15 protein-coding genes are annotated in these 14,366 nt (G+C 61.8%); 9 read left to right on the top strand and 6 right to left on the bottom strand.

Annotation, left to right across the window (positions count from 1 at the left end):
- Window positions 1-69: 69 nt before the first annotated feature.
- Both BMZ10_RS01820 and BMZ10_RS01815 read right to left on the bottom strand, forming a co-directional pair.
- Window positions 70-471 carry a VOC family protein gene (locus BMZ10_RS01820; protein ID WP_093458347.1) on the bottom strand — a complete coding sequence of 134 codons (402 nt, stop codon included), beginning with the start codon at window positions 469-471 and terminating at the stop codon, window positions 70-72.
- A 16-nt stretch (window positions 472-487) separates the two neighbouring features.
- Complete coding sequence (locus BMZ10_RS01815) at window positions 488-1,231, bottom strand: SDR family NAD(P)-dependent oxidoreductase (RefSeq protein ID WP_093458346.1); 744 nt, start codon at window positions 1,229-1,231, stop codon at window positions 488-490.
- A 140-nt stretch (window positions 1,232-1,371) separates the two neighbouring features.
- Here BMZ10_RS01815 and BMZ10_RS01810 point away from each other — a divergent pair, with 140 nt between their 5' ends.
- The 3 genes from BMZ10_RS01810 (at window position 1,372) to BMZ10_RS01800 (ending at window position 3,993) form a co-directional block, all read left to right on the top strand.
- Window positions 1,372-2,262: an AraC family transcriptional regulator gene (locus BMZ10_RS01810; RefSeq protein WP_093459886.1), complete on the top strand. Its 891-nt coding sequence runs from the start codon at window positions 1,372-1,374 to the stop codon at window positions 2,260-2,262.
- Between the two features lie 199 nt (window positions 2,263-2,461).
- Entirely contained in the window at window positions 2,462-2,998 is a 537-nt protein-coding gene (locus tag BMZ10_RS01805) for a 2,4'-dihydroxyacetophenone dioxygenase family protein (RefSeq protein ID WP_093458345.1), read from the top strand.
- 92 nt (window positions 2,999-3,090) lie between these two features.
- Window positions 3,091-3,993: a LysR family transcriptional regulator gene (locus BMZ10_RS01800; protein ID WP_093458344.1), complete on the top strand. Its 903-nt coding sequence runs from the start codon at window positions 3,091-3,093 to the stop codon at window positions 3,991-3,993.
- Window positions 3,994-4,009: 16 nt separating this feature from the next.
- Here BMZ10_RS01800 and BMZ10_RS01795 read toward each other — a convergent pair whose 3' ends face one another.
- Window positions 4,010-4,645: a cupin domain-containing protein gene (locus BMZ10_RS01795; RefSeq protein WP_177182024.1), complete on the bottom strand. Its 636-nt coding sequence runs from the start codon at window positions 4,643-4,645 to the stop codon at window positions 4,010-4,012.
- 373 nt (window positions 4,646-5,018) lie between these two features.
- Between BMZ10_RS01795 and BMZ10_RS01790 the strand changes: the two genes are divergently transcribed.
- From BMZ10_RS01790 to BMZ10_RS01770, 5 genes are all read left to right on the top strand, one after another.
- The gene (locus tag BMZ10_RS01790) at window positions 5,019-6,080 is read left to right on the top strand and encodes an ABC transporter substrate-binding protein (protein ID WP_093458343.1); all 1,062 of its coding nucleotides are present in this window, start codon (window positions 5,019-5,021) and stop codon (window positions 6,078-6,080) included.
- Window positions 6,081-6,244: 164 nt separating this feature from the next.
- A complete protein-coding gene (locus tag BMZ10_RS01785; protein ID WP_093458342.1) occupies window positions 6,245-7,324 on the top strand; it encodes an ABC transporter ATP-binding protein in 1,080 nt (359 codons plus the stop codon).
- Window positions 7,314-8,582, top strand: coding sequence for an ABC transporter permease (locus BMZ10_RS01780; protein WP_371265932.1), 1,269 nt, complete (start codon window positions 7,314-7,316; stop codon window positions 8,580-8,582). The genes BMZ10_RS01785 and BMZ10_RS01780 overlap by 11 nt, the downstream gene beginning before the upstream one ends.
- A 5-nt stretch (window positions 8,583-8,587) precedes the next feature.
- A complete protein-coding gene (locus tag BMZ10_RS01775; protein WP_093458340.1) occupies window positions 8,588-9,412 on the top strand; it encodes an ABC transporter permease in 825 nt (274 codons plus the stop codon).
- Between the two features lie 98 nt (window positions 9,413-9,510).
- Entirely contained in the window at window positions 9,511-10,758 is a 1,248-nt protein-coding gene (locus tag BMZ10_RS01770) for an aspartate aminotransferase family protein (protein WP_093458339.1), read from the top strand.
- A gap of 119 nt (window positions 10,759-10,877) precedes the next feature.
- Here BMZ10_RS01770 and BMZ10_RS01765 read toward each other — a convergent pair whose 3' ends face one another.
- Window positions 10,878-12,203, bottom strand: a complete 1,326-nt coding sequence (locus tag BMZ10_RS01765) for an APC family permease (protein WP_093458338.1) — start codon at window positions 12,201-12,203, stop codon at window positions 10,878-10,880.
- A 144-nt stretch (window positions 12,204-12,347) separates the two neighbouring features.
- A complete protein-coding gene (locus tag BMZ10_RS01760) occupies window positions 12,348-13,166 on the bottom strand; it encodes a carbon-nitrogen hydrolase family protein (protein WP_093458337.1) in 819 nt (272 codons plus the stop codon).
- A 111-nt stretch (window positions 13,167-13,277) separates the two neighbouring features.
- On the opposite strand from BMZ10_RS01760, the gene BMZ10_RS01755 reads away from it, so the two are divergent.
- On the top strand, window positions 13,278-14,036 hold the full coding sequence (locus BMZ10_RS01755; protein ID WP_093458336.1) for a helix-turn-helix transcriptional regulator: 759 nt from the start codon (window positions 13,278-13,280) through the stop codon (window positions 14,034-14,036).
- Window positions 14,037-14,049: 13 nt separating this feature from the next.
- On the opposite strand, the gene BMZ10_RS01750 is transcribed toward BMZ10_RS01755, so the two are convergent.
- Window positions 14,050-14,298 (bottom strand): hypothetical protein, encoded by a 249-nt coding sequence (locus BMZ10_RS01750; RefSeq protein WP_093458335.1) that lies wholly within the window; start codon window positions 14,296-14,298, stop codon window positions 14,050-14,052.
- Between the last annotated feature and the right edge of the window lie 68 nt (window positions 14,299-14,366).

The raw sequence follows: 14,366 nt of genomic DNA, 5'->3' as shown, positions 1-14,366 counted from the left end.
ACCAACCGCGATCAATAGCCCACGCCCCGAACGCCACCGGAGGCGCGAATGGATTCGCCGGCAATGTACTCATGCGCCGTGCTGCCATTTCTTGTAGACGAATTCCAGGCTATAGCCGTCCGGGTCAAGCACATTGCCGGCGTAATAATCCGGGTCGTAATGCACTCGCGCGCCGGGCGCGCCATTGTCCATAGCACCGTGCGCCATGGCGGCGGCATAGGCGGCCTGCACATGCGCCTGGCTGTCGGCGATGAACCCCACGTGAGCGGCGCGGCCTTCCACCACGCCCTCGCGCAGCCAGAAGAACATGCGGCCGTTTGCGCCGAAGCCCTTGAGGTCCGGATGGTCAGGTGGGCCATCCTTGCCGTCGTAATCCAGCCGGGCAGTGATGCCCAGCGGCAACAGCGTCGCTTCGTAAAATCCAACGGATCGGGCGATGTCGCTGACCGTCAGAAAAATATGATCCAGCATGTGTTTCCCCTTGCTATCAGATGATGTAGCCGCCCGCGACTTCCAGGGTCTGCGCGTTGATCCACGCGCCCTCTTCGCTCAACAACATGACGATGACACGCGCCACGTCATCGGGCTCGCCGACACGGCCGAGTGCCGTCTGCGAAGCCAGCAAGGCTTCGAATTCGTCTGTAAGTCCGCCACCCAGATCGGTGCGGATGGCGCCCGGTGAAACGGCATTGGCACGGATGCGTCGTTCGCCGAACTCCTTGGCCATGTACCGGGTGAGGACATCCAGTCCACCTTTGAACGCCGCATACGGCGCGACGCCAGCGGTGGCCACCCGCGTCGTGGCGCTGGTGAGGTTGACGATGCTGGCCTGCTCCGCCAGCAACGGCAGCAAGGCCTGCGTGAGGAAAAACGGGCCCTTGAGGTGCACGTCGAACAGGCCGTCGAATTGCGCCTCGGTGACCGATTCAAGCGGATTGAACAGCCCGTAACCTGCGTTATTGACCAGCCCGGTCAGGCTGTCGACGCCCCAATGCTTGTTCAATGTGCCGACGAGCGTTGCCCGAAAAGCTGCAAAGCTGCCGGTGTCGGCGACATCGAGTTTGAGCGCGACGGCCTGGCCACCGGCGTCCTCGATGCTGCGCACGACATCTGCCGCCGCCTCTGGCTGATCGTTGTACGTCAGGATGACGCCCATGCCGCGCTGGGCCGCCAGTCTGGCGGTGCTGGCACCGATGCCACGGCTGCCTCCGGTAATGACGATGACGCCCATGATGCTCTCCACGAGGGTTGCTGAAAGAGCGTTCACGGTAGGCGTATCGGCGCAGGCGAACGCAGCCGTTCCTGCTCCGATCCTGCCTGTTTCTGCTTTTCACTTGCGCCTGTGCTCACGCAGCCGTCAGCATGGCGGCCATGGAAAATCAACTGAATGAACTTCGTACACTGACTGCCGCCGCTGAGAACCGTCTCACCGAGACCGGCATACCGCGTGTCGCCATGGTCCAGGGGAAGATCCCGGAACACCTGCTGGCTGCGGTGTATGACCCGATGATCAACCTGATTCTGCAAGGCAGTAAGAGCATGACGGTGGGCGACCGGACCCTGCGTTACGATCCGGCCACCTATTTTGTGATGTCCATCGAACTGCCGGCCATCGGCACGGTGCACCCTGCTGCGACCGGTGAACCTTATCTGGCGGTCAGCCTCACGCTGGATCCGGTGATCCTCGCGACGTTGCTCGCGGACCTGCCTGAACCTGCCGCACGCCACGACAGCGACCCCGGTTTCTCGGTGGCGGCAGTGACCCCGGAACTGATGGACGCCTGGGTGCGCATGTTGCGCCTGATGGGCGATCCCGATGCGATCACGGCGCTCGCGCCGGCCTATGAACGCGAAATCCTGTTTCGCGTCCTGCAGGGCCCGCACGGCTGGATGCTGCGGGAAATCGCGGCACCGGACACCGCCATGGCACGCGTGAACAAGGCGATTCAGTGGATTCGCCGGGACTTCGCTCAGCCGCTCCGGGTGGAGCATCTGGCGCAGCGCGCGGCCATGAGCGTGTCGGCGTTTCATCGCCACTTCAAGGCCGTGACCACGCTCAGTCCGTTGCAATATCAAAAACGCGTGCGCCTGCTTCAGGCCCGCACGTTGATGGTGGGCAGCGCCAGAAGCGTAACGGCCGCCGCGTATGAGGTGGGTTATGAAAGCCCGACACAGTTCAGCCGGGATTACGCCAAGGTGTTTGGCCTGCCGCCGGGACGCGATGCCGGAAGGATCGTCCAGGAAAGCCGGGGGCGGGCCTGAGCTAGCGCTGTATCTGTCCGCTCGCTGGCTGCGCTCATCCGGCAAACCCATAACCTGATCAGCCCTTCTGCTGTGACGTAGGTTCACAGCCACTGTGCCCGCCGGACGGTTCTCCCGAAGGCGTTGCTGGCCTACTCTGTTCTCGACCCGGCCATTCAAGTCGCCGGGACTTTCGATAATCGACCGTGGAAGCAGACCGATGAGCACGCCCACCAAGCCAGACGAACTCGCGATTCCCTATCAACTGCCACAAGTGCCGTTCATGACGCCGGACATGGTTCACCCCGGCGTCCTGACCGACTGGCTGGAAGATGACGCGCTCTGGGTGCCGGTCACCGCATCGGTGTCTTTCAAGCCACTGTTGCTGAGCACCACCGGCGGTTACTACATTAACCTGCTGCGCGTCCGTCAGAGCGGTGTGCTGTCCCGCCATCGTCACAGCGGCGGCGTTCATGCGCTGGTGCTGAAGGGCCGCTGGTATTACCTGGAGCACGACTGGGTCGCCGAACAGGGTTCGTTTGCCTACGAACCGCCGGGCGAAACCCACACCCTGTTCGTGCCTGAAGGCGTCGATGAAATGATTACCTGGTTTCACGTCCAGGGCGGCTACACCTACGTCGATCCGCAAGGTGTCGCGGTGGGCTACGAAGACGTGTTCACCAAGCTGGAAGCGGCGCGCAAGCATTACGCCTCGCTGGGCTTGCCGGACGACTATATTCAGCAGTTCATTCGCTGATATCTGCGTCCGGAGCGCAGGGCGAGCCGGTTGTTCGAAGGGTTGATTGCTGGCAGGCTGCGTGACCATCGCAGCCTGTCACGAGCGTGCAAATGGACAATTATTCTCAGATGCTGGCCTTTATGTGGGCGACTGAACATGGCAGCTTTTCAGCGGCTGCACGGGCCAACGGCCTGACGCCCTCGGCCATCAGCAAGCTGATCACGCGGCTCGAGGACCGGCTGCAGGTGCGACTGTTCCAGCGTGGCAACCGAACCCTGACACTGACCGACGAAGGTGCAGCCTACCGGGTGAGCGCGCGGGCGGTGATCAATGCCATGGCCGAGGCCGACTCGCTGGCGCACGCGTTCCCGGACCGCGTGAGCGGCGCCTTGCGTATCCACACGATGACGACGTTCGCCAAGCATCAGATCCTGCCCTGGCTGCCTGACTTTCTGGCGGCCTACCCCGGCTTGACCGTCGATGTGCAGGTTGGCCCGCAATACGTTGACCTGTTCGATCAGGGTCTGGACATCGCCATTCACAGCGGCGGCCTGCCCGACTCCTCGAGAGTCGCGCGCAAAATCGGGGAAAGCGCGTGGGTCACGTGCGCGTCAGCGGAGTATCTGGCGCGCCGGGGAACGCCAACCCGGCCTGACGACCTGCTCGGGCATGACTGCTTCAATTTCGGCTTTCACAGTGCGTGGAACAATTGGCAATTCCTCAGCCCGGAGGGCGTGATCCGCACGGTGCCGATCACGCCCAAGGCCGTGTTCTCGCAGGGTGACCTGCTGCGGGAAATGGCCTTGAGCGGCGCAGGGATCGTCAGGCTGGCGCAGTTTCACATCGGCGCCGATCTCCGCGAGGGCCGTCTGATCCCTCTGCTGACTGACTTCAGCGTGCCTGACCAGGAGCCGATTTATCTGATCTATTCGAACCGGAAACACTTGAGCCCGCGCATTCGGGTGTTCCGTGATTTTCTGGAAGACCGGCTCAAGGCTCAGCCGTGGGCATGAGCATGGGCCGAGAGCATCAGAAGGTCGGAGGCGAGACCGCGCTGACCACTACGCACACTTCATCGAACGGGTTGCGCATGCGGTGTGGCAAGCGGCTGTCGAAATAATAGGCGTCGCCGGGCGACAGCACGCGCACCTCATCGCCGACGGTCATTTCCAGCCGGCCTTCGATGATGATGCCGCCCTCCTCGGCTTCGTGAGAGTAAAGCTCTTCGCCTTCCTGGCCGGTGTCGGCACCGGGTTCGTAGCGCTCGTGCAGGATCATCATCGAACTGTTGGCCAGGTTCGCGCCCACTTGCCGGTACGACAGCATCTTGCCGTCCGCGAGTTCGACCAGTTCGCTGGCTTTGTAGAACACCGCGCGGTCGACCACCGCCGAATCCGAAAAAAACACGCTGAGGGTGACATTCAGCGGCTTGAGCAGGCGCTTGAGGATACTCACCGAAGGGCTGGATTTGTCGCGTTCGATGATCGACAACGTGGCATGCGGTACGCCCGCCAGCTCGGCCAGGCCACGGATCGAAAGACCGCGACTCTGGCGCAGGGCCTTGAGGCGCTCGCCCACCGAGGCGCTGTCTTCAGGGGTGATCGGCTCTTCAGGCGGCTCTTCCGGCGCGTGGGGGTTGCGGCTGATCGCCGGTGTATCGGTCACGGATTTTTCCTCGAATGAACGCTGCCCGGTACGGCGTGCGGCGTCTGGATATGCAGGCGGCAAGGCGGAATGAACGGCCAGCGGCGCACCGTGCTGGGTATTTCGCACCAACACGGCTCGGCTGACAAGCGCAAAAGTAACAAGCCATGACGGGGCGATGTGCCCGGGGCGCGCCACGCAAAAAGCGCGGCTAACAAGTCGCGCAAGATGGCCCCGGTGAATATCGGGTGTCGGGCGAGGAAAATCAATCGCTTACCGAACGCAGGCAGTTCGGATTTCAGGAAGGCGCCAGCAAATAAAACTTGCTTCGCAGATTTCGCAGTGGTAAATATTTTTACCACCCACACACCCATCATCTGCGTCGAGGTTTCAAATGCACAAGAAGCACAAGCCGTGCCACGCTCTAGCCGCTCTCGCGTTTGCCGTTGCCGGGCTGGCCGTCGCCCAGTCTGCAAGCGCTCGCGACCTGACCATCGTGTCCTGGGGCGGAAACTTCCAGGACGCACAGCGGGAGATTTTCTTCAAACCGTTTGGCGAGCAGACCGGCAAGAAAGTCCTCGACCAGAGCTGGGACGGTGGCGTTGGGGTGCTCGACGCCAAGGTGAAAGTGGGCAACCCGAACTGGGACGTTGTCGAAGTGGAGGCCGAAGACCTCGCGTTGGGTTGCGATTCCGGGCTCTACGAAAAAATCGACTGGTCCAGGATCGGCAACAAGGCCGACTTCATTCCTGAAGCGGTAAACGACTGCGGGGTCGGCGCCATCGTGTGGAACACCGGCGTGGCCTGGGACGCCGACAAACTGAAAACCGCGCCGACCTCGTGGGCCGACTTTTTCGACACCGGCAAATTCCCCGGCAAACGTGGCCTGCGCAAAGGCCCGAAATACTCCCTGGAATTCGCCCTGATCGCGGACGGCGTCAAGCCTGCAGACGTGTATAAGGTGCTGCGCACGCCCGAAGGCGTCGACCGCGCCTTCAACAAGCTGAACAGCATCAAATCCAGCATCGTCTGGTGGGAAGCCGGCGCCCAGCCACTGCAGATGCTGTCAGCCGGCGACGTGGTCATGAGCTCGGCCTACAACGGTCGCATCACCGGCTTCAACCGCAACGAAGGCAAGCACTTCCAGTTCCTCTGGAACGGCAGTGTCTCGGCGATCGACTCCTGGACCGTGCTCAAGGGCAGCGAGAACAAGGCCGCCGCGATGGACTTCATTGCGTTTGCAAGCAAGCCGGAAAACCTGTCGAAACTGCCGAAGTTCATTGCCTACGGCTTGCCCAACAAGAAAGCCAATGACCTGGTGCCTGCGGACCTGAAGGCCGATCTACCCACCACTCCGGACAACCTGGCCGCGGCGCTGCCGCTGGACGTCGAGTTCTGGGTCGACAACACCGAGTCGCTGACCGAGCGTTTCAACGCCTGGATCGCGCAGAAGTAACGCTCGATTCGCCGCCGCCCGCTTCAGGGCGGCGGCTTCACACTTGAAGGATCGCCACCTCGCGTCGCTCGCGAAGTGCGACCACGGATTGCTCTTCATTTTGCGGGAACAGGCAGATGAGCAGCGACGACAGACCCTGCCTACTCCCTGAATGAGGCCGCGACATGCAGCATCTGGTCAGTTTCAAGAATATTCAAAAGACCTACGACGGCTTCCGCCCCGTCGTCAAAGACCTCAACCTGGACATCAAGGAAGGCGAGTTCGTCACCCTGCTCGGCCCTTCCGGCTCAGGCAAGACCACCAGCCTGATGATGCTCGCCGGGTTCGAAACGCCCACGCAGGGCGAGATATTTCTCAAAGACAAGCCGTTGCACAACCTGCCGCCGCACAAGCGCGACATCGGCATGGTGTTCCAGAACTACGCGCTGTTTCCGCACATGACCATCGAGGAAAACCTCGCGTTTCCGCTGTCGGTGCGCAAGATGAACCGCATCGAGCGTGCGGAAAAAGTCCGTCGCGCGCTGGACATGGTCAGGCTTGAAGCCTTCGCCAAGCGTTATCCGGCGCAATTGTCCGGCGGTCAGCAGCAACGTGTCGCGCTGGCTCGCGCATTGGTCTTCGAGCCCAAGCTGGTGCTGATGGACGAACCGCTCGGCGCGCTGGACAAACAGCTGCGCGAACACATGCAGCTGGAGATCAAGCACCTGCACAAACAGCTGGGCCTGACCGTGGTGTATGTCACCCATGATCAGAGCGAAGCGCTGACGATGTCCGACCGTGTGGCGGTGTTCAACGATGGCGTGATCCAGCAGATCGACAGCCCCGCCGCCATTTATGAAAACCCGACGAAAACCTTCGTCGCGCAATTCATCGGCGAGAACAACACGCTCAACGGCACGGTGCTTGCGCAGGATGCCAGCCACTCCAGCGTACGCCTGAAGGACGGCAGCGTGGTGCAGGCCATCACCGTCACCGCCGCGAAGCCGGGTGAGTCCGTGACCCTGTGCATCCGCCCTGAACGGGTCCTCGTCAGCCCCGCCGGCAGCACGCCGTTGACCGCGCGCATTCGCGAATACATCTACCTGGGCGACCACGTGCGCATGATCACCGAAATCGCTGGCCAGCCCGACTTCATGATCAAGCTGCCAGCGACCCGGATGGACCCCGGCTGGACCGTGGGCAGCAGCATTTCCCTCGCATGGGCGCCCGAGCACATCCGTGCGCTCGACGTCCTTGCTCACTGAGGTGCCGATCATGAGCCAGAGTGCCATTGTGCTGCAGCACGACGAGGACAGCGCCGACCTGATGGCGAAGCTGAAACGGTCCCGACGCGCGTATACGCTCAAATCGCTGGCGTTGATCGCCCCGCTGTTTCTGTTCGTGCTGGTGTGCTTCGCGTTCCCGATCGGCACGATGCTCAGTCGCAGTGTCGACAACCCTGACGTGAACCTGGCCATGCCGGCCACGACTACCGCGTTGAGCGCATGGAAGGGCAATGCCCTGCCGGATGAAAGCACCTACGCCGCGCTGATCAAGGACCTGGCCGACGCCAGGGAAAACGGTCAGATTCTGGCGCTGAGCAAACGCCTGAGCTATGAAATTCCCGACTACCGCGCGGTCATCACCAAGACGTTGCGCAAGCTGCCAGATGAAAACGTCGCGTCGAAACGCCAGGCCCTGATCGACGTCGACAAAGCCTGGGGCGACCTCACCTATTGGAAGGCACTCAAACAGGCTTCGGCCAAACTGACGCCTTATTACCTGCTGGCCTCGCTCGATCATCGCATCGACCCGGCCTCGGGCAGCCTCGTGAAGGCGGATGCCAACCAGTCGATCTACGTCGATATCTTCGCCCGTACGTTCTACATCGGCGCCATCGTCACGGTGCTCTGCCTGCTGCTCGGGTTTCCCGTTGCGTACTGGCTGGCAACGCTGCCGGAAGGCAAAAGCAATCTGCTGATGATCTGCGTGCTGCTGCCGTTCTGGACCTCATTGATCGTACGCACGGCGGCGTGGATCGTACTGCTGCAATCGGACGGGCTGATCAATCGCACGCTGATGTTCTTCGGTGTCGTCGATTCCCCCCTTCAACTGGTGTTCAACCGCACCGGCGTGATCATCGCCATGACCCACGTGCTGTTGCCGTTCATGATTCTGCCGCTGTACAGCGTGATGAAAAGCATCCCGTCCAATTACGTGCGTGCGGCCATTTCGCTGGGCGCCCACCCGTTCGTGGCGTTCTGGCGCGTGTACGTGCCGCAGACCTTTGCAGGACTGGCCGCCGGCGGACTGCTGACGTTCATCCTCGCCATCGGCTATTACGTGACCCCGGCGCTGGTCGGCGGCGCAGCCGATCAGATGGTCAGTTATTTCGTCGCGTTCTACACCAATAAAACCGTGAACTGGGGCATGGCTTCCGCCCTGGGCAGCCTGCTGCTGATCGCCACCCTGTTGCTCTACGGTGTTTACGGCAAGCTCACCAACACGACTCAGGCGAGGTAATCGACATGCTGCAACCCTACGCATCCCCTGCCGAAAAACTCGCCCGTTTCGGGCTGGTGTCTGCCTCGATTCTGATCCTGCTGTTTCTGATCGTGCCGATCCTGGTGATCATTCCGCTGTCGTTCAACGCATCCTCGTTCCTCACCTACCCCATGGACGGGTTTTCCTTGCGCTGGTATCAGGAGTTGATGGCCTCCGCGGAGTGGCGGCAAGCGTTCAGCAACAGTTTCATCATCGCCCCGGGCGCGACGCTGCTGGCCATGATTTTCGGCACCATGGCCTCGGTGGGTCTGTGTCGTGGCAACTTCCGCTTCAAGAGCGTGGTCATGGCTTTTCTGATTTCGCCAATGATCGTGCCATTGATCATCGTCGCGGTCGGGCTGTATTTCTTCTTCGCCCGACTGCAGTTGCTCAACAGTTACCTGGGCCTGGTGCTGGCCCACGCCATGCTCGGCGTGCCGTTCGTGGTCATCACCGTCAACGCCACCCTGCAGGGCTTCAACACCAATCTCAGTCGCGCGGCGGCCAGCCTTGGCGCACCGCCGCTGACGGTGTTCTTTCGGGTGGTGCTGCCGTTGATTGCGCCGGGGGTCATTTCAGGCGGGCTGTTCGCCTTCGCCACCTCGTTCGATGAGGTGGTGGTGACGCTGTTCCTCGCCAGCCCCTCACAACGCACCCTGCCGCTGCAGATGTTTGCCGGCATTCGGGAAAACATCAGCCCGAACATTGCCGCGGTCGCCACCATCATGGTCGTGCTGTCCGTGCTGATGCTGCTCACGCTGGAGGTGCTGCGCCGGCGCAATGAGAAGCTCAAGGTCAAACAACAATAAATCGGTAATCGCGTCCCTCTGGACGCATTGAATGTCACATGCTGCCTTCCGGGCCATTCCCGGACGGCGCACTACTGTCCGGATTTCAGAGGTTGAGAATGGCTAATCTAGTGGGCGATGTATCCAGTGCCGCGCGCATCCTGCCGGAGCTGAACGGCGAGAAACTGTTTATTCGCAAGGGCAAGGGTGCCTGGCTCTGGGACAACAACGGGCGCCGGTACATCGATACCGCGCTGGGCTTTGGCGCGGTATTGCTGGGCCACGCCGATGACCGGGTCAACGCCGCAGTGACCGAGGCACTCGGCGACAGCGCAGCGCCCTCCTGGGCTCACGTGCGCGAACATGCGGCCGCCACTGCACTGGCGGCGCACACCGGCCAGTTGACGAAAGTGATGTTCACCAACTCCGGCAGCGAAGCGGTGCACCTGGCCTGTCGGGCGGCGCGCGCTTATACCGGTCGCGGCAAGATCGCCAAGATGGCCGCCGGTTTCGACGGCTGGTTCGACGACGTGAGTTTCGGCAACGTGACCTCCGACGAAGCGCATTTCGCAGACGGCGAACGCCCTTCCACCCCACGCACGACCTTGCTGCGCTTCAACGACTTCGACGATGTCGAGCGGCTGTTCGCCGAGGACGCCGACATTGCCGCGGTGATACTGGAGCCGATGCTGGCGAACGCCGGCTGTATCATGCCGCTGCCGGGTTACCTGAAACACGTACAGGCGATCGCCCACGCACACGGCGCCCTGCTGATCTGCGATGAAGTGCTGATGGGCTTTCGCCTGCACGCTGGCCTGGCCGGACTGCTGGACGGACTGGACCCTGACCTGGCCAGCGTCGGCAAGGCCATCGGCAACGGCGTGCCGGTCTCGGCGGTGGTCGGCAAGCCGCACATCCTTGCGGGGTTCGAGGAAGGGCGCGTGGCGCGAGGGGGAACCTTCAGTGGCAACCCGCTGGCCTGCGCTGCGGTGAGCAGCACCCTGGCGTTACTGGATCAGAGCGACTATGCGCAACTGATCCAGCGTGGCGAAGCGTTGCGCGCCGCCGTGGAAAGCCTTTTCAAAGCCCAAGGCATCACGGTGACCACCAGCGGCTATGGCAATGTCTTTGGCATCTGGCGTGCCGCGACTGCACCGGTCACCTACGAACAGGCATCGCGTGTTGCCAATCCTGCCTTCAGCAAAGCCCTGCACCTGGCACTGCGCGAGGCCGGTGTCCTGATGATGCCCTCCCCTTATGGGCGCATTTACATCTCGTTCGAGCACGACGATGAAGTGATCGAAGCGATGAAGCTGGCGTTCGACAAAGCCGCCCGAAAACTCAGCGCCCTGTTCGCAGACGCATGAAAAGACAAATGCGCAGGTCAGTCGACAGCCTGTCACTGAACCTGCGCATTCGTCCTGTCGCACCCGCACCACGCGGGCGGTAAGCGGTCAGCACCGACCTACCGCCCGACTGTCTTCTCTCAGATGGCGTCTTCCAGCGTCAGCTCCGGCGGTTGACGGCGCAGCCCACCGGTCAGGTAGGTCAGGTAAACGAAGCCGATGGCCAACCACGACAGGCCCAGTTCGACGGCGTTGGCGTCCAGGCTGAACATCAGCCACAGGTCCGCGGCCATCCCCGCCAGCGGCAGCAGGACGTAAAGAACCAGTGCTTTGAGGCCGCGTCGCTTTTGCCCGATCCAGTAATGGAAGATGACTGACAAGTTGACCAGGATGAAGGTCAGAAACGCGCCGAAGTTGATGAACGAGGTCGAGGTTGTCACGTCCATCTTCAGCGCGAGCAATGCAACCACCGCGCTGAGCAGGATACAGCCGACCGGCGTGCCGAAGCGTGGCGACAGATAGCCGAAGAAGCCCTTGGGCAAGACCGAGTCCCGACCCAGCACGTAAAGCAGGCGCGATCCGCTGGCCTGAGCGGCGATGCCCGAGGTGAACTGGCCGATCACCAGACCGATGAGGAAGATCGACACGAAGACATCGCCGCCGATGTTCTTCGCGATCTCGTACGCCGCCGAATCGACATTGGCAAACTGCAGCGAGGGCTGAGCGACCTGCACCACGTAGGAAGTGCCGACGAAAATCAGCCCGCCAATCAGCGTCACCCACAGAATCGCCCGTGGCATGTTGCGCTCCGGGTCATGGGTTTCCTCGGTCAACGTACTCACGGCGTCGAAACCCAGATAGGAATAACAGGCGATCGCCGCGCCACTCATGATCATCGACCACTGCACGCCGCCACTGGCGAACGGCGTCAGGGTGAACAGTGGCCTGGAAGGATCTCCCAGGGTGTAGTGAATGCAGAGCGCGATGAAGGCCGCGAGAATCAGCACCTGCACCAGCAACAGCAGCACGTTGACGGCCGTGGCGATCTTCAGCCCCAGGATGTTGATCACCGTCGTCAGCGCAATGAACGCCAACAACCAGATGAACGGCGGCACCGCCGGGAATGCCGAGTTCAGGTACGCGGTGCCGATCAGCCAGATCGCCATGGGCAGGAACAGGTAATCCAGCAGGATCGCCCAGCCGGTCATGAAACCAAGTCGCGCATCGATGGCTTTTCTCACGTACGTATACGATGAGCCCGACACCGGGAAAGCCTTGGCCATGTGCGCGTAGCTGATGGCGGTCAGGAGCATCGCCACCAGCGCGGCGAGGTACGCCATGGGCACGTGCCCGTCGCTGGACTGCGCGAGAATGCCGAAGGTGCCCAGGACAATGATCGGGGTCATCAGACCAACGCCGAAGATGACCAGGGTGCCGAGTGACAACGTGCGTTTCAAATGAGCCATTAGCGTCTCCGATGATGTTTTTAGTCGTTCGCACGAGGCGAGCCGGATAGTGGGCAGTGGCAAGAAGTGAACAGCTTGTAATTATTCGACGCAGCGTGCGCAGGGCGCGCCCGCTGCGGTGCTCGGTAACGACGGCAATCAGGCTCAGGGCGAAATCAGCAGGTCGCGGCGCTCGCCGGTTTCGATGACCTCGCCACGCAGGCGCATGCGTTGATGCCGATCGTAGATGTAGGGCTCGCGGGCCTTGGCCAGCAGGTTCATGTCCAGGGTCAATCGCAGCGTGGCTTCGTCACGGCCGGCTTCGACCAACAGGTCGCCGAACGGGTCGACCACCGCACTGCCACCGGCAAACACCAGGTTGTCATCGCCTGCGCCGACGCGGTTGACCATCACGGCGAATGCCTGGTTTTCCAGCGCCCGCGCCATCACACACGTGCGGTGCGTCGGCCCGTAGGGGTCAAAATTGCCGTTGGTGACAAGCAGCAGTTGCGCACCCAGTTGCCCCAAGGCGCGCGCAGGTTCGGGGAACTCGATGTCGTAACAGATCAGCAAGCCCACACGCACGCCCCGCCACAACACCGTGGACATCCGGTCGCCGGCTTCGAAGACATCACGCTCGCCCGACCACAGATGCGTCTTGCGGTAATGCAGCGCGACACCGTGCTCGGGGGTGATAAGCACCGTGGTATTGAAGTACCGGCCCTCATGAACCTCGGCAAAACCTACGGCGACGGCGATGTTACGCGCCTTCGCCGCCTGATGGACCTGCGCCAGCATCGGCCCGTCCAGCGGCTCGGCAAGGTGGGCGACGTTATCGCGGGTGGGAAATCCTGTGAGGTAGGTTTCCGGCAACACCAGAAGCTCGGTGTCGCTGGCACAGGCTTCGATGAGCGCCAGGGTGCGCGCAAGGTTGTACGGCACATCCCCGTCGCGGCCGGTGACCTGGGCAAGTTCTACATTCATGCATGGCTCTCCACAAAATTCCGGCTGCTGCCGGCCTCATTCCGTAGGGTATTATCAATGCCCGCCGCCCGAGGGGTAATCACACATCAAGGGTAATCCCAAGGAGTGACAATGACGCCGACGCTGCAGGAGATTGCCTGGCATCGAACGTTTGGAATTCTGATTGGCGCCATCGGCCAGCCGAACTTCTGGCAGACGGTGGTGAGAAGGGTGAGCGACGTCTTGCACTTCGATAACTGGGTCGCGCTGCTGTTCGAAGACGGGCGGCCTTACCTGCTGGACGAGTCGCCTGCCGAAGATGGCGGTCCGGACCCCTTGTTTCAGGACTATCTGCGCGGCATTTATCTGATCGATCCGTTTTACCGGGTCAATTGCGAGCAGGCGCAAAGCGGGCTGTTTCAGCTGCGCGACGTGGCCCCCGACTGCTTCGAGCAGACCGACTATTACCAGCGCTACTTCCACCTCAACGTGGTGGCCGACGAAATCCAGTTCAACTGCCGCATCGATGAACGCCGCCTGGTCTGTCTGTCGTTTGGCTCGCGCACGTCCATCAGCAACGATGAAGTCGCGCACCTGGCGCTGTTTCAGCCGTGGATGCAAGCCTTGATCGACCAGCACATTGCCCACAGCCCGCAGGCCGAGCCACCGCTGCGCGCGCCGTCGCATCATGGTCTGGAAACGCTGCGCACGGCGTTGACGCCCAGAGAGTTCGATATCTGTCAGTTGATGCTCAGCGGCCACTCGAGCAAGCGCATCGCGGACTTGCTGGTGATCTCGGTAGACACGGTGAAAACCCATCGCCGCCACATCTACAGCAAGCTGGGCATCAACACGCAGTCAGAGCTGTTTTCGTCGCTGCTGTCGCCCTGAGGCCGACGCCCGTTCAGTCAGGCTTGATCACGCCGGTCATGGCTGTGAACGTGCTTTGCTTGTGCTGGACTTTGTCGAGGATGTCCGCCGGGGTGGATTCGCGGAACACCACCATGTGGCCCACTTCTTCGCCGCCTTCGGTCACGCGCTCGATGTCGTTGATCATCCAGGTTTTCAGCTCGTCCGGGGTCAGGCCGAGTTCGGCCGCGACGCGTTGGTGAAGGCGTTCGGCATCGTATTGATTGAATTGATCGTTGTTCATCTGACGGTCTCCGCATGCTGGGGTTAAGTTGAGGCCCCGAACCCGCGCAACAGTTCAGTCGTTTGTGG

Source organism: Pseudomonas sp. NFR16, assembly GCF_900108875.1.
Taxonomy (GTDB): domain Bacteria; phylum Pseudomonadota; class Gammaproteobacteria; order Pseudomonadales; family Pseudomonadaceae; genus Aquipseudomonas.
The sequence above is the reverse complement of the archived record's forward strand: the minus strand, read 5'-3'. Positions and strand labels throughout refer to the sequence as shown.